The organism is Allorhodopirellula solitaria (assembly GCF_007859855.1).
Lineage (GTDB): Bacteria > Planctomycetota > Planctomycetia > Pirellulales > Pirellulaceae > Rhodopirellula > Rhodopirellula solitaria.
The window spans coordinates 494,997-521,601 of sequence record NZ_SJPK01000003.1 but is presented as its reverse complement, the minus strand read 5'-3'; the positions used below and the strand labels follow the sequence as shown (position 1 = coordinate 521,601).

Annotated in this window: 5 protein-coding genes; 1 reads left to right on the top strand and 4 read right to left on the bottom strand. The window is 58.2% G+C overall.

The features are described 5' to 3' along the window. Positions 1-29: 29 nt before the first annotated feature. The 4 genes from CA85_RS08090 to CA85_RS08075 form a co-directional block, all read right to left on the bottom strand. Complete coding sequence (locus CA85_RS08090) at positions 30-2,699, bottom strand: glutaminase family protein (RefSeq protein ID WP_246112597.1); 2,670 nt, start codon at positions 2,697-2,699, stop codon at positions 30-32. Positions 2,700-2,950: 251 nt separating this feature from the next. Next, positions 2,951-5,227 carry a glycoside hydrolase family 2 protein gene (locus CA85_RS08085; RefSeq protein ID WP_146390787.1) on the bottom strand — a complete coding sequence of 759 codons (2,277 nt, stop codon included), beginning with the start codon at positions 5,225-5,227 and terminating at the stop codon, positions 2,951-2,953. A 213-nt stretch (positions 5,228-5,440) separates the two neighbouring features. Beyond that, complete coding sequence (locus tag CA85_RS08080; RefSeq protein WP_246112622.1) at positions 5,441-6,517, bottom strand: aldose epimerase family protein; 1,077 nt, start codon at positions 6,515-6,517, stop codon at positions 5,441-5,443. Positions 6,518-6,549: 32 nt separating this feature from the next. Then, positions 6,550-8,226 carry a solute:sodium symporter family transporter gene (locus tag CA85_RS08075; RefSeq protein WP_146390785.1) on the bottom strand — a complete coding sequence of 559 codons (1,677 nt, stop codon included), beginning with the start codon at positions 8,224-8,226 and terminating at the stop codon, positions 6,550-6,552. A 783-nt stretch (positions 8,227-9,009) separates the two neighbouring features. Here CA85_RS08075 and CA85_RS08070 point away from each other — a divergent pair. Then, on the top strand, positions 9,010-26,571 hold the full coding sequence (locus CA85_RS08070) for a dockerin type I domain-containing protein (protein ID WP_146390784.1): 17,562 nt from the start codon (positions 9,010-9,012) through the stop codon (positions 26,569-26,571). Positions 26,572-26,605: the final 34 nt, after the last annotated feature.

Here is a 26,605-nt window from a genome sequence, read left to right as displayed (position 1 = left end):
CTCTATCCTAACAGATGGATCGGACTATTTCAGTCCTTTCCCTCATCGCTGCTCGGTTCGGGGTCAGCCGATTCGGGCAGGATCTCGTCGATACCCGCGTCGATGTACTGGCCGCCGGTGGTTTGGTGGCAATGAATTGCCATCACATTCTCACCGCTGCGAACGGCGGACGACGGAAGTTCAAAGAACTGGTAATCGCCCGTGTAGCCCCCCAGGTCTGCGACGAGTTCGCCATTGATGAACACCTCGGCATCCTCGTCGTGATACAGTCGCAAACCAATGCTTTCGGGGATCTGGCCTTCAATTTTGAACGAACGGCGAATCCAGATATCCGCGGAGTTCCAGGTCGTTGCGACCGTCGCTCCCGGGGTTTCATCGGTTCCAAATCCTCCCAACCCTTCTTCCCAGCCGTCGGCGGAATAGTCCTCAGCCTGCCAGGTTCCCTCGGGTCGTGCGAAAGTGTACTTCCACTGCACCTTCGCGTCGGCACTCGTCGGCACGAGCGTGCGAGTCTTCGGGGGGCGGGGCATCGGTGCCCAATCCGACGATTGGGTTTCATCCATCGCCGCATATTTTGACCACACCGCGGAATCATAGAGCAGTTTCAAAAAGACACCGCCCACGACGGGACGGGCTGTGAAACCGCGTTTCTTTGCGGTCGACGTGAAGTACCAATCCGTCATCGGTGAACGCTGTGGCGTCGCATTGAGAAAATCGTGAACAGGACCGATCAACGCCAAGAAATCGTCGCGGTCATTGGTGAGTGTCGCCGACCACAGAATCCAGTCGAGTTTCGTGTAGTCGGAGCGATTGTCCAACGGAAGACCGTACTTGTTCTGAATCTTCTGGTAGTACTTCATCTCCGTCTCGGCGACTTCGGCCGGAAAGAGATCCAAGCCGAGCACGCGGTCCCAAACCAAGTTGTACTTTTGGCTCCAAGTGCCACTGCGGTCAAAGGCGAGCCGATAGTGATCGCCGTCATCCGCCGCCATCATCCACTCGTCAACCATCGACTGCGCCAGATCCGAATACTTTTTCGCGGAGTCGGCATCGCCTCGCATGTCGCACATCATCGCGTACGACCCCAGACCACAGATCGCTTTGGCACTGAGATTGACGTTGTGAGCCAAGTGCCCCGAAAAGTCATCGGTGCTCAATTGATTATCGAGATCGTAGCCTTTGTTCTCCAAGTAGACCGCCCACTCGGTCAGTTCGTCCCAATAGATCTCAGCAAAGTCTGTGTTCCCCTCCATCTTCGCCAACGCGCCGAACAGGATCAGCATATTGCCGCTCTCCTCGACCTGCATCTGATTGGTTTCATTGGTTTCCCCCCCTCCGTAGACCTGACCGTTGGCTTTCGGATAGGTGCCGAGATCATGGGGTGCAAAAGGAAATGGCCAACGCTCCGATGCCGCATAATCCATGAATGGGACGAGCACCGACTTGGTCAGCGATGGACCGAACAGGAAAAACTGTGGCATCATCGGATAGAACACATCCGAGGTGGCGATACAGCCGTTGGAATGGTTCTCTTTGCTGAACTGCAGCGGTTGGCCATTGGCATCAGCTACGAACTTGCCCGCTGCGAAACATTGGCGGTAAGCGAGTGCGCCGATGTCAGCGTATTCCTGGCCCCCGGCCGCTTTCAAATCCGACATGAGCTCAGCATCGAGTTCGGCGCAGCGAATCTCGAGTTCGTCATGTTCATTCACGGCGGCTTCGATGAGGTCGCTCGCCTCCCAGCCATCCTTCCGCCAGTACGGTCGAAGATGCTTGGTCATGAACTCAATCGAGTACAGGTCGTCGTAGGCAATCAAGGCGTAACGGGACACCGGCTCATTGGCAACGCTACCGAGCGACATTGCGACGGCGGCCACAATCCGATCGGCAGCGATCGGGAACTCGGGGATCTCCTCGGCGATCGCGGCTGGCCCGGCCTGCGAGAAACCGTCGCGAAGTGTCGCGGCGGTTCCGAAGGCGGCTGTCGCTTGGGCAGTCCGCGGAGCGGTGACGTAGAGATACCCCCAGTCAATCCGGAGATCGTCACCCGATTTGCCGAGCACCTGCTGAGAGACCGATCCGAGCTTGAGTCCCGCTGCGTTGCTCATCGCAACAGCTTCCCCGGTGACCTCTTGCTCACCCACGTTGGTAGCCAGTTCTCCACCGGCGTCGAAGTAGAATTCTACCTCGTGAGTCTTCTCATCCGTGGCAGTGACTTCGCAGTTGACGTACGTCGTCGGCCGGCTGAGGATCTCGATGTTCATCGGCAGGGCAGGCGTTGTGAAGATCAACCGGACTTTGACGCCACCGCCGGCGAAATGATAGATCGTCCGCGTCGGCAGCACCTCGACGGAGACCTGTTTCATCGCGGCAATCGTCTGCGGTCCACTGCCCATCAATCGATAGGCGTGGCCATCCACCCGCACGATCGCCGCCATCCGCTGCGTCTTTCCGGTCCAGTGAGTTGTCTTCGTTGCCCAGAGTTCATCCGCTTGTGACCACACGCTGAAATAGGGATCGTGGGCAACCAACGGGACCGCGGGGGGACGAAACGCCGGCTCCTCTGCGGATGTTGCACTCGTGGCGGAGGAGAGTAGGAATACAGATAGCAGTGCAACGAGGCACCGCATCATCGGGCGGCAAATATTCATTGAGCGAAACACGGGAACGAGCGCAGGCAGTGGGAGGGAAGGTTTCATCAGCAAAGGGGGTCGTGCAGTTCTTAAGATGTTTGTGGGCAAGCGTTCACAAGACTTCACCGTTCTCCGAGACGGGCTGTCGATTGAGTGAGCCGAGACGCGTCACGGGTCGTCGAGATACTCGTTGACAGTGAAATAGCATGAAAAACATAACCCGACGCGTGTCCGAGGGATCACATCGAATCCATCGCTGACGCGTCGGGCTATCAAATCGACAGCCCAGAGAGAGGGAAAGGGATTAGGCTAGCCCCCTATTCCTCCTCGAAGAATCGCTGGTGCAATTCTTTGAGCTCCTCAGCGGGGATCTTGATGACCTTGCGGTCATAGCTCATCAAACCATTGATCTCGCCTTCGACATCGGTCGTTTGCGTGTACACGCCAGCGGCGATGCCTTTTTCGCGAAGTTCATCGAGGATCTCGAGCGACTTAACATATCGGTCACGGTATTCAGCCTTCGTTTTGGGCAGACCGCCGTATCCCCAGTTGTTGCGTGAGACGTCCCAAAGGTGTCCTTGGACGGGATAGCCATGCCCACCAAACTCGCCGACGACCTTGATGAAATTCTTGTATCGAGCAGGATCGAATGGGAAGTTCGGGTGGGGGTAGGAGTGATGGTCGGCAATATCGCCGACCGGCCAAAAGTTCCCGCCACTGGCGATGTTGACCAATCGTGACGGATCACGCTCGACGGTCCACTTGCCCACTTCCATGGTCTGGTGTTGGCCCCATGCTTCGTTGAACGGTCCCCACACCACGATGCTGGGGTGGCTTTCGAGTTCATCGATCATACGTTCGAACTCGAGCATGAACTGCTCGTGTTGTTCGGCAGGCCACTGGGCGTCGGTGGGGTTCTTCGCCATCCGGGTCCAGGGCGGATTCTTGCCACCACTGACCTGGTCCTGCCAAACCATCATGCCGAGCTTGTCGCAGTAGTAGTAGTACCGGCGCGGTTCGATTTTGATGTGTTTGCGAATCATATTGAATCCGGCCGCCTTGAGCCATTCGATATCGAACAACATGCCTTCATCCGACGGCGGGGTGAGCAGTCCATCCGGCCACCAACCTTGGTCGAGCGGTCCCCAGTGAAAAATGATCTCACCATTGAGCGTCATTCTCATGTGCCCGTCCTCATCGCGCGTCTTGCCCACCGTGCGAATGCCAGCGTAGGAGCCGACGCGATCGAGTACGTTGTCCGAACTATCGAGCAACGCAACTTCGAGATTGTAGAGATGCGGGGAATCGGGCGACCACAGTTTCGCATCGTCAATCGTGAGCACAATGTCTCCGGCCTTGCCGCTGTAGTTGGCGACTTCGTGATCACCGTCTTTGACGCTAACACGTACCTTGGCGACCGCATCCCCGTTCTCGAACTCCGGCGTCACCTGAATCGTTCCCTCGTTGGCATCGGTCAGGATCGTCAGATCCGTGATGTAGCTCGCAGGGACCTGTTCGATCCAAACTGTCTGCCAGATTCCGGAGACTTGCGTGTACATGATGCCGCCGGGATTGCGACGTTGCTTCCCATTGAGCTGCCACGCTTCGGTTGCGTCTTCGACACGCACGACGAGCTGGTTCTCGCCGTCCTGGAGCGCGTCGGTCACATCAAAGAAGAACGGAGTGTTTCCGCCAACGTGCTTGCCGACCGATGTACCGTTGACGAAAACTTCACTGGCATAGTCAACCGCTTCGAAGTGCAGGAGCGTCCGTTCTGTGTCGGTACGCGATGCCGAGAACGTGCGATGATACCATAGGACTTCGTCTTCGCTAAGCAGTTCTTGCACGCCGCCGAGTTTTGACTCCAAGCAGAATGGCACCAGGATTTCTCCGTCCCATTCTTGCGGAGCGTCAACTTGTCCGATTTCAGTGACCGCGTAATCCCAATTTCCATTGAGGTTATTCCAATCGTTGCGGACCATCTGTGGACGTGGGTACTCTTGCCAGACGTTGTCCGCAGAGACTTCACTACCCCAGGGGCTAATCAGTTCCGAGACGAACGGTTTCATCTTCGGCAGCAGCGGAAGATTGTCTCCATCAACGATATGAGCGTCGATGAACTGACCTCCCGAATTTTGGCGGCAATGCACGGCCAAGACGTTCTCTCCGGCCTTCAGGACATCCCGGTCGGCTGCGTCGATCGAGAATGCATCGTAATCGTCGGCCCAACCCTTCTTAGTAAGGACAAGTTTGCCGTTGATGTAGACCTCGGTATCCTCGTCGTAATGCATCAGGATCGCCGGATGGGCAGGCACTTCGTCGAGCGAGACAGTCTTGCGGATCCAGATATTTTTGGTTTTCCAGACGGTCCCAACACGCGCATTGGGGGTCCCGCGCGTACCGAACCCGCCTTGGCCCGACTTCCAGCCGCTGTCGTCAAAATCGGCTTGCTGCCAACCATCTGCAGGCTTTTCGAGCGTGTATTGCCAGGGCGTATTTTCAAGCCGATTGGCGTGAGCGTTGTTGGCTGGTGAGAAAGCAATCAACGCCCCCAAACCGACGAGTAGTAAGTGCGATGGAAATGGGGATCTCATTGGGAGGTTCATGGTGGGACGAATCTTGGGCGGGCGACACAGGAAACAGGAAGGTGGGGCAGTCGACGGGCGTGTTAGCAACACACGGTGAATAAGCGTCGGTTTTCGTAGTGAACGAGGCGACGAGTCCTGCGGCTTTGGACTCGTCGCCTCGTCCACTGCGACAGAAATTGATCGTGCGTTGCTTAGTCGAGTGCCGAGTCGGCGCGTTGTCTACTTGGTAGAAAAGCCAAACACGGTTTGCGTTTGGTAGGTATCACCGGGGCGCAGAATGGTTGACGGGAAATTAGGTTGGTTCGGGCTGTCAGGATAGTGCTGGGTTTCCAAACAGAATCCACTGCGATGCCCGTAGGTTTTTCCTGACTTTCCCTGCAAACGACCATCGAGGAAATTGCCGCAGTAGAACTGGATCCCCGGTTCGGTGGTGCTGACGGTTAAAACGCGACCGCTCGCGGGGTCATGGACTCGCGCGGCGAGCGTGGGTGCATCGGCCTCACCACTTTTGTTGAGTACCCAGTTGTGATCGTAGCCACCGCCAAATGTCAGTTGCTCGTGATCGTCGTCGATGTCACGGCCGATCGGTTTGGCCGAGGTGAAGTCAAATGGAGTGCCCTCGACGTTCGGGGTTTTTCCAGTAGGGATCAAACCTTGGTCGACCGGTGTGAATTCATTCGCGTTGAGCATCAATTCGTGATCGAGAATCGAGCCCTCCCCCTCACCTTGCAGGTTGAAATAGGTGTGTTGGGTGAGGTTGACCGGCGTCGCTTTATCCGTGGTAGCGTGGTAGTCGATCACGAGTTGATTCTCATCGGTAACCGTGTAGGTCACCGAGACATCCAGGTTACCGGGATAACCCTCCTCCATGTCCTTGGCCACGTAGGTCAATTCAATGGAGCGATCATCGGCCGACTTCACCGTCCAGACGACCTTGTCAAACCCGATGATACCGCCGTGGAGTGAGTTCTCACCATTATTAACAGCCAGCGAATAAGTCTCTCCATCGAGCGTGAAGGAGCCTTCGGCGATACGGTTTCCGTAGCGACCAACCACTGCACCGAAATAGGGCTTATCGACCGCATTGATATAGCCTTCGACGTTGTTGTAACCCAACACCACATCGCCTGGGTTGCCATCGCGATCGGGCACCGTGATCGACGTGATGATAGCGCCGTAGTTGGTCACCTTCACTGTCATCCCCTGGTCGTTCTTGAGCGTGTAAAGCTTGATCGAGTCAAAGTCCTCGACCGCTGCGTCCGAAGCCGCTTGGGATGGCGAACCGGTGAGCGTCATGAATAGTGCCAAACAGGTTAGAGTAAACGTTCTCATATGGATTCCAAGGCGGAAGGGTTCGGAGGGGTGGGTTCAGGGGAGAGGACCGAAAAGTCAGCCAAGCTGATGTAGATTGTGAACACGATCGCGATCAGCACAAATCCGACTGGTACGGCAAATCGCCATGGTGTCATGTCGACGGCACCAACGTCCTGTTGTTCAAACTCCGTTTCACATGGCCAAATCTCACCGATGACGAGCATCAGAATAACGAGCCAAGAGAACACCAGACCGAGAAAGTGAAAATCGTGGAGGGAGGCAACAATGAGGTCGAACGGAGAGACGAAGTAGCCGATTGCAATTCCCACGAATCCCAATAGCAACGCTATCTTGGCCGCAAATGCTGGGACGCGACGAGTCAACATGCCGACCAGCACCACGGCGAAGATCGGGATGAAGTACATCCCGTTCATCTTTTGAAGGTATTCAAAAATACTCGTCGTTTGCGCCAACAGCGGGGCCACGCTCATCGCGATGATTGCCACGATCCACCCGAAAACCTTGCCCGAGCGAACGACACTTGCCTGGTCGGCGTCCTTGCAAAAGACGCCCTTGTAAAGCCCGAGACTGAAGAGAGTGCAGGAGCTATTGAGGGCCGAGTTAAAACTCGACAGGATGGCACCGATCATGGCTGCTGCAAAGAATCCAGTCAGCGGCGCGGGCAGCACGTGATTGACCAATTTTCCATACGCCTCATCTGGCTTGATCGATTGGCCCGCGAACATGGAATAGGCAATCATACCGGGGACTACCAAGAATAGCGGCCCGAGCAGTTTGAGCGCGCCCGTCAAGAGCACCCCTTTTTGTCCCTCGGCCAGGCTGCTCGCTCCAAAGGTACGCTGGATGATCTGTTGGTTCGTGGTCCAGTAAAAAAGCTGGATCAAGAAAATACCGGAGAAAATGGTGCCGAAGGGCGCCGAACTCTCCGCGCCGCCAATCGAATTGAATCGCTCGCGTTGCTCCGTCCACAGCGACTCCGCACCCGCCATCAGCCCTGCCTCTCCGCCGAGCACAGACAAAGCGAAACCGGTGATCAATAGCCCGCCCACGAGCAAACCTACCCCATTGAGGGTGTCCGACACCGCCACCGTTCGCAAACCGCCGAACAATGCGTAGATCGAACCGACGATCCCCACCGACCACACGATCAGCCACAAGGCCAACGTATCGGCGTCCATCTGAAGTCGTGACGGCAGATCACCTAGCAAGGAGGGAACGTCGAGAATCCCAATCATGCCCAGGGCACCGGTATACAAAATAATAGGCAGCAGAATGCCTACATACGCCACCAGGAAAATCAGGTTCGTGATGACCTGCGTTTGATGGTCAAATCGAATCTCCAGGTATTCCGGCACCGTCGCCACACCGCTGCGGAGGAACCTCGGTAGAAAGAACCACGCCATGAACACGAGTGCGATCACACAGACCACCTCCCATACCATCACGGACAACCCATCGGTAAAGGCCGCCCCATTGAGCCCCACCATCTGCTCGGTTGAAAGGTTCGTCAGCAGGAGCGAGCCCGCAATCAGTGGGAAGGTGAGCGAGCGACCTCCTAGAAAATACCCTTGGGTGCTAGCGTGATCGTCCTTGCGAGTGATCCACCATGTCAGCGCGCCAACAAGACCTGTGAAGAAGAAAAAGGAAATGAGGGTGATCGCGAGATCCATTCGGGGCTTTCGTGGGCAGTGAACGGGTGGGGGCTAATCTCTGCTGCGACTGTGGCAATGAAACCGAAACCTGCCACGCTCCCAAGCACCGAATCTGGGAAAAACACTCGCAGCGAGCAGCAATGGGAGCAACAGTAATGGCTCATTGGCGGGCGATCTGGGGGTCTCCGGGGCGCTCTGAAAGCCCTACGAGTCGCTCAGCACCAAAATCGTACTTTAGCGATATTGCGCAGATTAGCAATAAGCCAGCGCGACCTTAGTGCACGCGATCTAGCCTGCTGCGCAGATGGCCTGCGCGGATTGTTTGCAAGCGTTCTGTCCCTACCTGGCTTATCGGGCTACGGAATCACCGGAATAATCCCGATAACCCCTAGAGTGAAAGTCAGCGGGCGGCGAGGCGGCAGCGATGACGGCGGATCCGACGTCAGACACGCAGGGAACTTTTTCCACTTTGGCGTCGTCAGATGGCGTGCGTGTGTTGCGACTGGTGCAATCGTCTTCTCCGGTCGTCAACGGTGTAAACCCTGCATGGAACGTGTTTTTCGTTGCGAAATAGGGCTTGCCAATTACACTCGCACCGTGAGACTGAGCTAAAATTGCGCAAGTCTTGCAGCTTATCTAGATCTGCATTCTCGACGTCGTCGCTTTCTGGTGCGTTTTCCAGGTTTCTGGGCAGCAGCGGCTTTCGAGATTGTTTTTGCAACATGAATTCCAGCTTCCTGACCTCCGATTTTCGCGACACCGTCCGTCACGAATATTTGGGGCAGCCACACGAGGCCACTGATGACAATCGGTAAACCGGGCAAACGTTCTTCCAATCGCAGTTTTCGTGGAGCTTTGGCCAATCGGCTGGGGCTGGGCGGCCTTGAAGGCGGCAGTCGGAAACGAGGCAACCGCAGCTCGAGCACCCGCGACCGACGGGCCGCAATCGAGCGGCGATTGCAATCGCAAATGCTCGAGCAACGCCAATTGCTCGCCGGCCCCGAGCTGGTCGGCATCCAGCCCAATAGCGGTCAATTGATCCAGGGTGGCTCGTCGCTCGGTAACGCTCCGTTGGTCAATCCCACGGTGTTGCAGACCTCGCCGAACGAGCTGTTGTTTCAGTTTGACGATAATTCGTCGATCGATGTCTCGACGCTCCTCAACCCGGTAGCTGCCAACGACGATTCGGTTTCTCCCAAGGGGCTCAGCATCACCCGAGCGGGTGCCGACGGCGGGTTCGAAACCGCCAGCGCGATCACTGATTTTGGGACGAGCAGCAATGCTAACGTCGTCAACCAGGTCGAAGTGGAATTCCGGGCCGCCAAGGAGAATCCCGGTGTCGAGGGCAATGGCACCGTCGTGCGGCTGACGAGCGCCAATCTGCCACTCAGTGCAGCGCCGGTCTTGATTACCGCGGCAGATCCAGATCTGAAGACAATCGACATCCGTCTGAACAGCAACCCGACACGACCGGCGACCGTCGCTGACCTGCTCAAGGCGCTCGAGTCATCCCCAGCCAACGGCGTCGTGACGGCGTTCTCGGTTCACGGTTCGACCCAGACCCCGATTGGCAATAAGCTGCCCTCGGGCGGCGAGACGCTGACTCTCGACGGCGCCAACACCGCCCGCGCAGTCACTGATTTGGGGCTCGGCCCGACCACACAGGTTCGGTTCTTGGCCAGCCAGTCCGGTGAGAGCGGCCGCGCGGTGAGTGTCAAAATCGTGGGCACGAACCTGGGCTCGTCCTCGACGCCGCTGGTGAGTGTTGCCAATGACATCATCACGGTCCGCATCAACAACAACTCGGCAGCCCGATCCACCGTCGGCGAACTGATCGCTGCCGTTAACAACAGCCCCACGGCGGCGCAGTTGGTCGAAGCGTCTCTGCAGCGGGGCGAGAGTGCCGACGCCATTGCCGCTGGATTCACCACCGTCACAACTTCGACGCCCAATGGGCTGCAACTCGGTGGTGCCACTGACACCGTGGTCACCCCTGGCTACGTCGGGATCGGTGATCGCCCCAATGAAGTTGTTTTCCGGTTCGCCGAAGCGTTGCCCGACGACTCCTATCAAATTGAGGTGTATGGCACGGGTGATCGCGCACTTCTAAACACCAACGACGAAGCCTTCAATGACGGCGAAGACTTTGCCGTCCAGTTCTCGATCAATGCGCCGCCACGTGTCCTCGCGGTCGTCCCCGAGCCGGTCTCGAAAACCGATGGTCGGCTGATCTCGGAACCAAACGTGGCAGAGGTGTACTTCACCAACGACGTCAATGCTTCGGTCCTCAATAAGGACTACTACACCGCTGTCTTTACCCGTGACACAGTGACCGGTGGTGACGACGAGCCGATCAAACCCATTAGTGTGGAGTCGATCGATGGCCGTACCGACGCGGTACGCGTGATCTTCGAAGCTCCGTTCTCTCGCACGCCAGACCCGGACAACGCCGGGTCGTTCATCGATGGCGCCGTGCGTTTCCGTATCGGCGATGAGACCTTGCTGCCCTCGGATCCCTCGGTGATTCCGGTGATCGAAGCGGGCGACAGCATCACACGCAACCCACTCTCGCCAGTGACCGAACCGGGACCGATGGTCATCGGCGCATTCAATGGCAGCAACACAGACCAAACCACCAGCGTTCGGTTGACCGGCGGCGTCGTGGAAAACCCGTCGGATTATGACCTGCAATACCCCGGCGGAACTGGCTACGAGGGTGTGCGTGATATTCGCCCCGACGATCCAACGCGTGATGACCGCGTGGTACCGCTCGGTATTTGGCGAGAAGACGGTGATATGACGCCGGGTATCAGCACGATCTACTACAACTTCCCCGATCAATTTCAGGGCGAGGATTTCGGTACCCAGACGACCGATCTCAACCAGACCTACCTCAACCTGATCACCGAGCAACAGAAGACCCGGGTCCGCGAAGTAGCGTCGTTGTTTAGCGAATACCTCGGCGTGCAGTTCATCGAGGTCGGGCAAGACGCCGCTGAGGCAATCACTAGCCCCAATTTCACAGGCCCCTCGGGACCGATCTACAGCATCACCGTGGGTGAGCTCGCGGGCACCTTCGACGGCAGCGGCGTACTCGTCAGCAGTGCGGCCGGCGGTGTCACCGTGGCGACGCGCGAACTCGATGACTTGGGCAACACATTCCTGGCCCTCGATCCAGATGCTTCGACTGCCAACGGGAACGAGTTGATCGTGCTCGACGGTCAAGACTTTGACCAGAGCACCGACGACTTCACCGGGGGAGAGTTCTTCCGGGGCGTGTTCCTCGGCGTTGGTCAATTGCTCGGTTTTGGTTATGCCGATCATCTGCCTCAACCGATCACGCAGTCGACCGAGAGCGTGCTCGACCCGCTCATGCCGACCCAGAACGAGATCCCGGCGACAACGGACTCCCTCTTCGAGCCCAATGAATCGTCCTATCCGGCTCCTGCAGATATCGTCAACGGACAGTTCCTGTACAAGCCTGAGAGCAACGATATCGACTTGTACAAGTTCACTCTGGCTAACGCCGGCACCATCAACGTGTCGACGATCGCCGAGCGACTGGCGTCGTCGAGCACGCTCGACACGATGCTGCGGCTGTACAAGATCGAAGGCGGCGTCCCGATCGAAATCGCCGCCAATGACGATTACTTCAGCAACGATTCGATGATCGAAATCAAGGTGCAGGCTGGCGAGTATGTCGTCGGTGTCAGCGCCTCGGGTAACGACAACTATGATCCGATCATCCCCGGCACCGGCATCGGCGGTGTGACTCAGGGTGAGTACGAGGTCGCGATGACCTTCACGCCGACCACCTCGGCAGCGGACGCGATCTCCGACGGCAGCCAGGTGCTCGACGGCGACGCCGATGGCAAGGCAGGCGGCCTCTTCCAGTATTGGTTTGAACCCAACGACGCCAATACGACGGTCTTCGTCGACAACACGGCCACCGCAGCGGGAACCGGCACGCCAGGATCGATCACCAATCCATTCCAAACACTTAACGACGCCTTCCAGAGTGTGGAGTCACGCCGGCTGACCACCAATGCAGTGGAAGTTGTGCGTGTGGTCAGTGGTGGAACCTATCAAATTGGCCGGAACCAAAACGGTTCCGCCCTGACCAGTGGCGAGCTCACCGATATTCAGGTCCCGAAAGACGTCAACTTGATTCTCGATGCGGGAGTGAAGTTCGAGATGCGCGGCAGCCACATTGGTGTGGGCAGCACGTCGGCATCCCAGGACGGTAGCAACGCGTCGGTACAGGTACTCGGAACGCCCGATCAACCTGTCCAGTTGGTCGGATTCGGCACCAACCCGCAGAAGGGAACGTGGGGCGGAATCGATCTCCGCGGCGACATTGACTTCGCCGATGACAGCCGCGTGAACATGGAAACCAATGGCGTTTTCCTCAACCACATCCAGTACGCTGACATCCAGCATGCCGGTGGTGTTGTCAGTATCGACGGCGTGCCGCAAACGGTGGCTCCGATCGAGTTGGCTGAAACACGGGCGACGATCATCAACAGCATGATCTCCCAATCGGCCGATGCCGCGATCGCTGCCACGCCCAATACCTTTGCTGAAACCCGCTTTGATGAATCGCGCTACCAAGATGAAGTCGCTGCCGGAGCGGGCTTGTCGTACTACTTCACGAGCGATTTCGTACGCACCGGTCCCCATATTCGTGGCAACACGATTCTCGACAACACCTACAATGGCTTGCTGATCCGGATCGACACCCCGACCGGTGGCAGTTTGGAAACGCTCGAAGTCAACGCTAGGTTTGACGACACGGACATCGTTCATATCCTCATCGACAACCTCATTATAGAGGGCAGTGCCGGCGGTCCGGTTAGCTTGCATGAGCCACCGAGTCTGTTGTTGGCTCAAGCCAATGGGGTCGTTAACGCTCCCACCACCCCCAGTCAGGTTGCTGGAGAGGTTCCCGCGGGCGAGTATGCCTACCGGATGACGTTCGTTACCAAAGATGGGTTTGAAAGTGCTGCGAGTGATCCGAGCATCGCGGTGACCCTCAGTGACACCGGCAAGGTCCAGCTCAACAACCTGCCCACCGTGCCGACGAACACAGATTACGCAGGGCGGAGATTGTATCGGGCTCCCATCACCGGAACCGATGCAGATGGGCAGCCGATCTATGGCGAGTTCGTGCGTGTGGCACGGCTGAACACCAGCTCGACGGCGTTTGAAGACAAAGTCGCCGAGGGACTGACCCCGCTCGACCCTGAGCGAGTGAGCGACACGGGCCTCGCCCTGGCCGGACGACTGGATCCGGGTTTGACGATCGATCCTGGTACGATCGTGAAGCTCAATCAGTCTCGCATCGACGTGACGTTTGGCGCGCGATTGTATGCTGAAGGAACCGCGACCGCTCCGATCGTGATGACCAGCCTCAACGACCGCCGCTACGGTGCGGGCGGCACATTCAATACCAACGGATTGTTTCAAGACTCGACCCCAGGCGCTACCACCGCCGTGGAAGCGGGCGATTGGGGCGGTGTATTCGCTGCCTTCGGCGCCGAAGCTTCCTTCGATCACGCAGTCTTGGCCGGCGGTGGCGGAACGACGCGGGTGGAGGGTGGCTTCGCCAGCTTCAATGTCATCGAAGCTCACCAGAGCGACCTTCGAGTCGCCAACACGCGGTTTGAGAACAACGACGATGGGCGTGGATTCGTCAACGATGAGGACAATAGCAACAATAATCCCGACGACCCACGCGAAGAGCGTGTGGGCCGGGTCAACAACGCCAGTGGCACGATCTTCGTACGGGCCGCTCAGCCCGTGATCACCGGGAACACTTTCGTCGATGGCAATGGTCCGGCCATGACCTTTGACGTCAACAGTTTTACCTGGCAAGAAGTCACTGATTATGGTCGTTCGACAGCAAACCCCGATGCGGTCAGCCTGGCGGATAATCTCGATGCCATGGACCTGCGTGGAAACAATGGGCCGTTGATCAAGGGTAACTCGATCGATACCGACGGCAGCGACAATGGCGGCCTCGCCGGACTCGAAGTTCGCGGCGGCAAGGTGGCAACGGAAGTCGTTTGGGACGACACCGATATCGTGCACATCGTCCGTGATACGATCGAAGTCCCCAATCAACACATCTACGGCGGCCTGCGTATAGAAAGCGACGCGCGAGCGTCTCTGGTGGTCAAACTGGCCAACCAAGACGAAGGCGTCGACGACGCCCTGCTGCAACGTCGGGCTGGGATCATCGTCGGTGGGAACAGCTATACCGCCGAAGACCAACTCATCGACATTGCCGACCGAGTCGGTGGTAGCCTGCAGATCGTTGGCATGCCCGATTTCCCTGTCATCCTGACTTCGCTCAGCGACGACGCCGTCGGCGCCGGTTTCACACCGGACGGCCGCGCCAACGTGGACACGGACAACAACGGTATCGTTCTCGACCAACGGACGTCGACGGATAGCAGCGACCGTTTGCCGCCGCTGTTGCCGCTGAGCCCCTCCTTCGGCAACAACGATTCGGAAGTGGACCTGGGACGCCAGGGCGGTGGTGTCGCACCCGATGCACCGTACTTGATCGATGATGACGTCCCCGCCGACGCCGTCGGCCACCTGCAGACCGCAGTCGGCAACGGTGGGCGGATCGACACCATCGAAGTCACCGGATTCGACGCTGCCCAGCAACAGCAGCTCGCGACCGCGAACCTGGCGTTCCTCTACACGACGTTCATCAACGTCACCCAAGACACGCTCCCAGGGATCCCCAACCCGGCGCCTATCGAGCTGTCCGATGCCTTCCTGCCGACACAGCCGATCGCGATCGATCTGACCAGCGACGACCGTGTCGTCAGCAGTGGTACCTACGATATTGACTACGAACTCGCTGGAAACCCGGCTGCGGGAACGCAGTATCCCACCGTATTCGGGAGGCAGATTCGCTGGCAGGCTGAGACGTTCATCCTCGACAACCGGGGTACGATCTACACCCAGCTGACCTTCGAAACCGCCGATGGATTGCCTTTCGACGCGGGTCGGATCAACTCGATCGACGTGATCAGCTACGACAATTCCGGCAGCCCCGGCTTGGACGATGGCAATAATCTCCTTTATGAAGTTGGCACGCCTGGCCAAGCCGATTTCCGGCTGACCACGGTCAACCAAGACAACGGATTGGCGTTCAGTCACGGTGGCGTCTATGTGAACGATTCACTCAATCAAGACAACGCCACGTACACTGGGTTCTCTGCCGGAGCCGGATATGTACTCGGCCAGATCAACAATGATCAACTGGTGTCTGGTTTGGGCACATCGCTCGATGGCGCACACTTCCAACCCGGGCTACAGTTTTTGGCACCGCCGGCTGCTCCGACGTTTGAAGGGGTGACACCTGGGACGTCAGCTATCGGTCCGGCTGGTAATTTCGACACAGCACATGCGTGGCGTCTCGATAACGACGCCACCGACGCCAAGGTAACCTCGTTCCTCGAGTTCATTCCCTCGGACCCATCGGCTGACCCGTTCCCCTTCGACACATCGAGCAACCTAGCGGGCGTGGGCACGTGGGACGGCATCGTGATTCGCGAAGCGGCATCGGATTCCAATGCCTCGCTAACGGCGGAGAATGAACCCGCCAATGTGGGAGACAGCGATACCAACGCGTTGGCGAGCCGATCGCAGTACCTCGGCGAAGTCGCACCGGATCGCGCATCCGGTGATGAAAACCGGCGACTCGGACTGATCGTCGACGGTGAGCTTTCTAGCAGCAGTGATATCGATGTCTATTCGTTTGTTGCCGAAGCCGGGACGCAGGTGTGGATCGACATTGATCGCACCGACCTGAGCCTCGATACGGTCGTCGAACTCGTCAACGCCAATGGTCAAACCATTGTGCTGTCCGACGACGCCATGGCCGAAGCGGCCGCGATTGAAGAGTTGCTCTCCCTCGACGCCGCCGACCCATCCACGGCGGCCCGCCGCGCGGAACTGACGCGGATAATCGAGTCACGTACCGGACGGGGTGCCGACGGTTTGAGCATTGATTCGGTCTTCGGATTGGCGACTGGCCAGATCGACGCCAGCGGCGGTTTGGCGGCGTTCCAAGACAATTATTCCATCAATTCACGCGATGCCGGGATGCGAGTCATCCTGCCCGGTGTGATCGGCCAAAAGACGCTTTATCACGTCCGCATCCGTAGCGCCATCTCACCGCAGTCCAAGGCGACCCTGACGCCTGACGAGAAGAACAAGATGGTGGTCGGCGATACCAGTGACGTTGCCGTTGACGAAGAGGATCTCCTCAACCAGTCGGGCAGTTTGCGAGCCGGGCTGACCAGTGGTTCCTATCAACTGCAGGTCCGTATCGAAGAACCCGATGTTTTCGCGGGCACCCAAATTCGATATAGCGACGTGCTGTATGCCGACAATGGCGTGCAGGTCATCGGTGGCCCGATGCACAGCCCATTGTCGGGCGAAGATTTTGAAACCGCTGGTGACAACGGCACGCTCGCCAATGCTCAGCGATTGGGGCTCTACGATACGCAGTTCACCGGTGACCCCGACCTGCCCGCCAACGTAGTCGTCCAACCCGACGGCTCGATCCTGATCTCGCGTGACGATGCCCAGTCCAACCGCGTTGACGTGGAACTGAATAACGGTGCCGGACCACTGTCGTCGGATCGTTTGGCGAAGAATATCTCGGGAACCATCGATGGGATCGATGACGTCGATTGGTATGAGTTCGAAATCGACTATCAGAAGCTCACCCGTGACGACGCGGCGATGTATCTCGCCACGGTGTTTGACATCGATTACGCCGATGGCGCATCGCGAGCCGACCTTTCGCTGTACGTCTTTGACGGAGATGGAAACCTCGTTCTCATTGGTGGCGATTCGAATATTGCTGACGATATCAGCCTGTCATCGGGAGGCACCTCCGATCTGTCTCGCGGTTCCTTCGGCACGGCCGATCCTTACATCGGTTCAGCCGAACTCCCCGAGGGCACCTACTACGTCGCAGTGTCGAACAAGTTCCAAGCTCCCTCGCAGTTGGATCAATTCACCAGCCGCGATGCCACGAACCCACTCGTTCGCTTGGAACCGATCGATAGCACCCGCCGAATTGCTGAAGAGGGATTCAATTCGCTCAACGGGTTCTCCAATTACAGCCAAGTGGCGGAGGGGCCGATCGTCCCTGTCCTATTCGATGACGATTCGATTGTTGAACAGACACTCGATGACGTGTTCCTGTACGTCAACAGCGGCTCGGGATTGTTCCTCGTCAACCCGTTCACCGGTGAACGGTATGCAGACCTCGGAGGATTCGGAACCGAGATTCGGGACGTTGCCTTTACCGCCAACGGGGAACTGTTTGGCTACACCGTGCCGCAGGACCTCAACGACGGCAGTTACCAGTACACCCGCATCGATACCGTCACAGCGGGCCTGACCAATTTGGGCGGTACAGGAATTGGCACGTTCCATGACCTGGAAGTCGAAGAAGACGCGGTACAAGTTCTCGACGAGGACAGCGACGATGGTTTGGTCATTGAAGGGATCACCATCCGGGCTCGATTTGGTAACGAAACGGGATACTTCGTCGCCGATCGGCCGGTCGGGCAGCAAGGACTCGAGCCGGGGCCAGGGCTCACTCGCCAAGGCTACACGGAAAACATTCTGTATGCGTTCGATGAAGAGACCGGTGAGGCTACCGGTCCGGACTTTGATCTGACGCTCTCCAATGCAGGTGCCGGTACGAACATTCGTGAAATCGGTCAGATCGATACGCACGACGACCCCGATGATGGATTGCCGGAAGACGCCAACGTGATCGGTGTCTCGGCGGCGACAGCCGTCAATTCCCAGGGTGTGGCAGTGCCGCAACTCTATGACGGTGACACCTTCACACTGACCAATGGTACGGACTTCGTCACCTTTGAATTGAATCAGGGCTTCACCTTGATCTCGTCGAATCCGGCGAGCATCCCCAACGGAACGATTCTGAACGTGACGTTGCCCGGACAAGCTCCGGTAACATTCGAATTGACCAATGCAGGCAACGCGACGACACCGGGCAATATCGTTGTCCCGATCGATCGCAGTGCCAGCGACACGGTTTTCATTGAGTCCCTTGCCAAAGCAATTCAAGCCGAAGGAATCCCAGTTTCCTATGCGGGAACCCAACTGGCATTGCCGACAGCGACAGCCGCGACACTGACCCCGCCGAGCGGAAACGCAGTCACCGGCCTGGCACTCAGTGGCAGCAACCTGGTGCAACCGGGCAACGTTCCCGTCACGCTGCTGCCAACCGATACGGCCGAAACGCTGTCCAATCGAATCGTGCAAGCGATCTCGGTGGCCAACGCCAACGGAAGTTTGCCAACCGTGATCGGCACCTCTCTCGGAAACGCTGTGCGAGTCACTGGCGTGGTCGTCAGTGCTGACTCGGTCAACGACAATCTGAAGCTCGGCGGATACGCCAATGGTGGCCGCATCACGGGCGTGGAGATGATCGGCAGTGGCCTGTATGCAGTCTCGGATAATGGTGGGCTGTACTATGTTCCACCGGGCCCCCTGGGCGTCAACTTTGGTAGCAACAACAACGTCGGCCAATACGTTCAGTCCGCGACCGATTTGATCGGGATCAACTTCACTGGCTTGCGAGCGGGTCCGAACAATCTTCTCGACGCGCAAGGCCGCCAGATTCTCTTTGGCATCACGGGTAGCGGGACGATCCACGCGTTCAATCTCGAGGGTGAACTGCAGGGCGTCTTTGCCGGTGGGCGCACGTCCATTGAGACGGGTATCAACAACGCTCAGGGACTCGATTTCTCGACCCTGAACTACAACCTGTGGCACGTCAGCGACGCTCGCGGCGACGACGAGGGGCATGGCATCAACGAATCGTTCAGCGGTGCCCGGCCAGATCAGAACGGCAACAACTCGCTCGTATTCAACTACACCGACGATGCCTTCAACGGTCTCTACGCACCCGGTGAAGCTCCGGTAGAGAACCGGACCACGGACGCGGAGAACGTCCGTCAGGACGGTCAAGCTGTCCACAACACGTACAACTTCCCGGGCGGTGCTCGCGGTGAAGTCCAATCCAACGCGTTCTCGCTCGAGGGCTACGCGGCGGCCGACGTGCCGATGATGTACTTCAACTACTTCTTGGAAACCGATGGCGTTGACCAAGATCTCGACGCCAATGGCAATCCAATCAATTCGTTGTTTGGCAACGATCAAGATTCGCTCCGCGTTTACGTGGTCGATCAATCGGGTGTCGAGCACCTCGTCGCCACTAACAATGAGGCGCGTCGCGACGGAACCCTTGACGATGAGTTCGACGATCCCGCTGAATTCGGGATCTACGACGACGACATCGACGTCGACGTGCAACAGCTCTACGACAACACCGGAACGTGGCGTCAAGCACGTGTCCCGTTGGACCAGTTCGCCGGCCAGTCCGGACTATCACTGCGGATTGAATTTGCGACGGCGGGCACCACGTCGACATTGACCGGTGAGATTCGCGCCGTCGGTGGTTCGCAGTTGGTCGACGGCGAGACACTCGTTATCAACGGAGAAACCTTCTCCATCGATTTGGCGCCGACCGTCACGTTCTCCTCGGGAACGTCCCTGGCAGAACTTTACACCGATCCTGCGGCGATCTCTTCGTTCACCGTCGACGGTCAACAGTATGTGCTCAACGACGGCACCCGCGTGATTCCCGCTGGAGCGATTTCGATCAACGTGCTGCAGGACTTCCCTGCCGGCACGGAGCTGTCGAATCTTACCGCAGGCGACATCGCTCGCGCCGTCGCGGCACCGTTCGATAGCCAAATCGATCTGGACCGGATGCTGCCGTCGGGAACCGAAATCGAGCAGTTCTACGCTACCCATCCACTGCCCACCGGCGTCGACCCGAATTCCTACTACGCCGCGAACCCCGACGAACTGTATTCGATTTACCTCAACGGCACCGAATATGTGCTGATCGATACCGACAGTGAGCGGGCGGACTTGGACCTGCCCTTTGACGATGAACTGTTCGCCGCACGCCCCACTGTCGACGTGTTGGAGCTTTACAAACTGTTCAATCCCACGGCACCTACGACGATCACACTCGATGATTTGAGTGTCGATGATGTCGCCGAGGTCGTCGGACTGCGTATCGGCGAAACCGACCAAGCTGTCGATTACGACCAGCTCGTGCCCTCAGGCAACGCACTGGACAACTACTATATCAATCGCGATGCGACCTTCATTGTCACGATTGATGATGTGGAGTACGTCCTCGACGATGGACTGCGTACGCTGCAATCGGGACAAATCAGCGTCCCGTTGGGTTCGGACGTGACCCAAGTCGACATCCCGGGAGAACTGCAGGCAGCGGTCGAAGCGAACACGGGCGTTCAGGCACCTGTCTTCGAAACGGTCTCCTCGTTTGATTTCAGCGATTCTTCCGATCCGGTCGACCCGTTTGGAAACCCCAACTCCGCTGGTGATACCGGGCGCAACGACTTGACCTATCAAGCCACGCCGCTGCCCTACACAAGCGGAAACATGGTGATCGACGGACGCGGTACGCTCGGTACGATCACGCCAACGTTGATTACCAACCGTGGTGACGTGGATCTTTCGAGCATCGACGTGGTGGCGGGAACAACCGTCACGGTCGAGGTCACTGCGGATCAACCCGGTGTGGAAAACAACATCCGGTTCTTTGACGAGGCCGGAGTGGAACTGCGGTCGGACAATGGAAATTTACTGGCACTGAACAATGTTGCCGCCGGCACCGTTTCGTTCATCGCCCCGTCCGACAGCACCTACTACATCGGCATCAGTGGCCCGGAGAACGCGAGCTACGATCCGCGGATCGCTGGCAGCACCGACGCCGCCCAAACCGGCGGATACGCCGCGAAGATTACGGTTCAACCGGAGCTGACGATCACGGCCATCGACGCGAGCGTCGAGTTCAGTGGAGCGGGCGATGTGACGACGCCTGCGGACAGCGGATTGTCCGTCACCAACCAGAACCCGCTCACCGGCACGCCCATCGTCGTCAATAGCACGGACTCTCCTGAAGAGGTTGCCGAGGCCTTGCAGTTGGCGGTCGCAAACCGCTTTGCCGGAGGCGATATCTCGTTGATCCCGCGTCTTGGTTCGGCCGTTCGCCTGCCCGAATTGACGTTTGACGAAGATCAACTCGGACCGTTCACGTCCACGGCGCAGCGATACGGCGATCGCTTTGGCGGGGACTATCAAGCAGGGGCTTCTGACAACGCCCATGAAGGCGTCTACATCGATGACATCATCATCGGGTTCGCCGAACGTGGCGAACTCGTCACCGCAGCGACCGAGACGCCACAGGACGAGGCGTTCGTGGACTCGGGTGAATTGTCGCTGACGTCACCGCCAGAATCACCACGGCCGACCCAATCGGGTCCTTATCAACTCGAGATTCGCGATGCCTCCGAATACATTGCCTCGGGCGTGATCGACAGCTCTCTGCCCAACCTCGTCGATGGCCGATTCCGTGCCTTCGATACCAACGATCGTTTGGTCTCGGGAGCCGCTTCGCTGGTTACCAAACCAGCGGCAGAGATCGTTGACGGCTCGACGTTCACCATCGCCGGAGCCAGCCAACGTGTGACATTCGAATTTGACGTGTTGCCCGCGAGCGGCCCAAGCAACGGGTTTGCTCAGAACGCCAATCGAGTTGTCGTCCAAGTGGCCTCTGACGCGACAGCGGAAGAAGTTGCCGACACGATCATCGAGCGTATCAATTCGCAACAGGTCAGTTCGATCCTTGGCGTCTCAGCCAATCGTGGCAACCTGACGCAGGTCAACTCATCCGACAGCGTTCCGGACAAACGCGTCAATTTGGTCGGTGCGACTTCCGTACTCACCAACGACATCGGCGCCACCGCGTTCGTATCGACAATTTCCGATGACCTGCGTGGTGACTCCAACCGCGATCGCGTCGAACAAGGCCAGATCATCATTGAAAACAGTCGGTTTAGCTACAACGAGGATGCGGGACTGCAGATCTCGCGTGCGGCCGCTGAGAGCGTGATCTCGCAGAGCCCGCTCGACGCAACTCCTTCGGTGCTCACCTACGCCCGCAGTTTCAATGAGCTCAATTCGGAGAACCTGATTCCGGGTGTGGTCGCTCGCAACAACGAGTTTGCCTACAACCAGAACGTCGGCATCGATATCACGGGATTGGAAAACGGCGGACTCGCTGCCCAAAACCCCGTCGGCTTCGACCGCATTATCAACAACACCCTTGTCGGTGGCACGATCACTCCTGCGGTGAGTCTCGGCCCTCAAGTATTCGCGGGCACCTTCTATCCCGAAGGTGGAGTCTCGTTCGCCGACAGTGTTCTCGACAGTGAAACGATGCTCGGGCCCGACGTGGAGCAGTCCTTCACCGACAGCGAAGCGGCCTTGGGCTCACCGGATTGCTATGGCGTTTCAGCCACGGATCCGGAGAATGGATTGTTCACCTTCTCACTTGGATCGGGTGGCCACGCGACATTCGTGTTCGAGGACAACCTGCTCACAGGTAGCTCGAGCAGCCCCAACGACTTCATCGGTATCGGTGATGGTGTTGCCGATCTGCAGATTTTCGAAGCCGGTATCCCCGAGCGGGTTCGAGTCGAAATCAGTCGCGATAACGTCACGTATTTCAACGTTGGCGAGATCTTTGGACTCGATAATACGATCGACTTGGACGCCTTCGGTTTCGGTTTGAACGACCGCTTCTCCTACGTGCGTCTGACCGACCTTTCGCCTGCGGGAACGAACAACTTTGGGGCTGCCGGAGCAGATATCGATGCCATCGGCGCGATCTCGACCGTGCCTCGCGAGAGTTTCAGCCCAGGTCAAACCGGGATTCGGGTCGCCGACAACTCGGCCCCCACGTTGCTCAATAACATCGTCAGCAATTTCCAGACTGGCGTGGCGATTCCTCCCACACCATTGCTTTCATCCGGCCAAGTCGATGTGTCGGCTGACCTGACCGTGATCGGGGGAACGACCTACTATCGCAACAACCAACCCGCTCGCATCTCCGGTGTGGATGGCTACGGCCAATCGGCTCAGTTCATCAATCCGAGCGACCAGGTGTTCGTCGATCCGTACAACCTGATCTTCACGCCACAGTCGCGAACTCCTGTCATCGACAGCGGCATCGCGTCGCTGGAAGATCGTGCGTCGCTGGCCACGCTCCGCAATTCGCTCGGCCTGCCCGTCAGTCCGATCGTGGCGCCGCTCTATGACGCCAACGGCCAACTCCGTGTGGACGATCCCACCTTCGCCACCCCTCAGGGCGTTGGGTTGAGCGGGTTCATCGATCGCGGTGCACAGGAACGCACCGATAACGAGGGCCCGCGATTCGTCCTCACGTCGCCACGCGGCCAAGACTTGATCTTCGACGACGAGTCGGACCTGTTCGGCCGCTCGGTGACTCAGGGCACCATCTACGACGCCTTTGAAATTCAATTGATCGACGGCATTCGCCCCGCCGACACCGGTTACGGAGTGGGCGTCAATGACAACACCGTCACGAGCGAAAACCTGCTGGTCACGCGATTGGTTCTCGGTAATACCGAAACCGAAGTACTGCAGGAAGGGATCGATTACCGCTTCGCTTACGAACCCGCCGACAACACGATTCGGATCACGCCTATCGCCGGAATCTGGGATGATAACGCGGTCTACACCGTGGAATTCCTCGGTGCCCAAGACGGCAGCGTGGACGGCTTCAACGCCGTGCTCCAAGCTCAAGCAGGCGTCGAATATAGCGATGGCGATCAAACTTTCATCGATGGCCAAATCCTCGAGACGGAAGTGGGCATTCAGCTCACCGTTCCCTCCGAAGCTTTGATCACAACCGATCCGCTGACGGGAATCTCACAGCCAGCGATCAGTGGCCAAACACTGACGATCTCCGACGGCACGCATCCTGCCGTGACGTTTGAATTCGTGACCGACGTTACCGAACCGATCGATGCCGATGGTCGTTTGCCATCAACCGGCAACTATGCGATCAGCTTGCCCGATACGGCATCTCCGACTCGGATCGTGCAGTTGCTCTCCCAAGCGATCAATCAACTCGTCGCGAGCCAGCCCAACGTACTCGACATCGAAGCGGTTTACCTGGACGACTCCAGCTCAACGGCGAGTGACAGCGGACGGCTGCAACTGCTCGGCACGGCGACAAATGCCAACAGCGACCAGAGCTACGTGTCTCTCGAAGAAGACTCGATCTTCCGGCACGTCAATCAAGAGCTCGACGTGCAGCTGTTGCCTGATGCGACCGTTGACGCAGACGGCACTCGCCTGACGAACTACAACGAGACCATCAACGTGTTCGATGGCTCCCGTGAGATTGCCTTCGAATTCGATTCCGACGGCATCCTCAATGTGGTCGGACCGGACGTCAATCGTGTCGTCTTGCCAGTCGATCCGGATGCGTCGCCACGGGAACTCGTCCAGTCCCTCCTGCAAGGGTTCCGGGACGTGGGTCTCGACGTGCAAGCATCGGGGGCCTCGGGCGTGTTCCGCGTCCGCGGTACCGACGGACCGATTTCGGTGACGTCTCTCGACGGCGCAGCCCTGGTGACGGGTAACAGTGAAATTGGCGTTTCGCCTGGGTTCGGATTGCAAATTCCGACGACCGATGGAGAAACATCGCTGGCCGTGCAAGACGGTCAGACGTTCACGATCGCGCTCGGCCTGAGTGATCCTGTGACCTTCGAAATTGACTTCGACGGTGACCTGCTCGACCCCGGTGCCACCCCGGTGAGCGTGATTGGGGGTGGCCAAGGTGGTTCGCCCGACCTGCTCGCTAATGCGATTGTCGCTGCGGTTTCGACTGCGTTCCCATCGCTGACGCCCGTCAATCGCGGCGGCGGAAGTGTGACGCTCGGCGGCGAAGAGGATACCCGGTTGAATACCGCCAGCACCGTGCTCGAACAGATCGGTTCAGCTGGCGACCCGGCATCGGAACCCGTCGTCATTCGCTACAACGATGACGCCTCCACGGTCGCAGCGACATTTGCCGACGCAGCCATCGCGGCGGGACTCGGCGGTCCCGACGGGACGGATGTGAAGTTGGTCGATAATCGTGTCCTGCTGCAAACCACCAGCACTCCGCTGGGCGATTCGATTGTTACCGAGTTCATCGCTGACAAGGCTGGCAACCGCTTGCAACCAGCGTCCGAACGCTCCCCGTCGCAGGTCGAAATCCTCGTCGGTGACCTCTACGACTATGGTGACGCCTCGCTCACCTTCGGCGACGCTCAACAGTACCCGGTCACCATCCAAACCAATGGCCCGCGTCACAAGATTGTCGATGGCGAAAACGATGCCCTGTATCTCGGTGCCTCGGTGACAGCCGACGTCAACGGTGCCAACGATGATGCGGATATCGATGACGGTGTGACCTTGCTGGGCACGCTCCAGCCTGGTTTCACGACCGATTTCCAAGTCTCGATCAACCAGGGCCAAGACGCGCCGTTGCCAGCTCAAGCGAGCTACCTCGATGCGTGGTTTGACTGGAACGGTGACGGTGTCTTCGGCAACAGTCCCGGGGAAGTGTCGCGGGTCAGTTTCCCGGCCAACAACCCGTTCTTGATCAACACTCTCTCGGTGAACGTCCCCGCTCAGGCTGAGCTGGGTGACGTGCAGGCTCGCTTCCGCCTCAGCTACACCCAGGATCTGGGAGCGTTGGGGGCCGCCGACGCCGGTGAAGTGGAAGACTACGTGTTCACGGTTGTCGACAATCCGTTCACGGGCCCCACCGATTCCGAAGACGTCAACGCCAGTGGCACGGTCACTCCGCTCGACGCCTTGTTGATCATCAATGTGCTCAACGCCAACGATGGTCCTGTCGATCTTGCCAACGTTCCTGCTGGATTGGAGTTGCCCGCCTACCCCGATGTCAACGGGGACGGCAGGATCACCTCGCTCGATGCGTTGCGGGTCATCAATCGCCTCAACAGCGAAAACCCGAACCACATCCCAGGTGGCGAACCGATCGATGCGGCTGCCTCCCGCTCGGTGTCCTACACACCCGTTGCTGACGGGGTGATGGCAACCAATGCTACGGTTGCCTTCGATCCCACCGTGGTACCGATGTCGACGCTGAGTGAGGACGAACCAACCGGTGAACCTCTGCCTGAGCAAGGTCCCGTCCTTGTCAACGCGGAGACGAAATCGTCCGATACGAGCGTGTTCGACTCGCCCGCGACGATGCAGCTCGACAGTATCGTGGACTCGCTTGCCCAGGACCGAGAAGAAGCCCAATCGTCACAATCGGACAATGAAATGTCCGCCGTCGACGAGTTTTTCGCTGATTTGAGATGATTTCGGTCCGGTTGGATCGACAATAGAGATTGTG

What these genes read in the sequence shown, in the direction of transcription:
- CA85_RS08085 (WP_146390787.1), bottom strand. Translation starts at nt 5,227, where the DNA reads ATGAGATCCCCATTTCCATCGCACTTACTACTCGTCGGTTTGGGGGCG.
- CA85_RS08090 (WP_246112597.1), bottom strand. Translation starts at nt 2,699, where the DNA reads ATGAAACCTTCCCTCCCACTGCCTGCGCTCGTTCCCGTGTTTCGCTCA.
- CA85_RS08070 (WP_146390784.1), top strand. Translation starts at nt 9,010, where the DNA reads ATGACAATCGGTAAACCGGGCAAACGTTCTTCCAATCGCAGTTTTCGT.
- CA85_RS08075 (WP_146390785.1), bottom strand. Translation starts at nt 8,226, where the DNA reads ATGGATCTCGCGATCACCCTCATTTCCTTTTTCTTCTTCACAGGTCTT.
- CA85_RS08080 (WP_246112622.1), bottom strand. Translation starts at nt 6,517, where the DNA reads ATGACGCTCACCGGTTCGCCATCCCAAGCGGCTTCGGACGCAGCGGTC.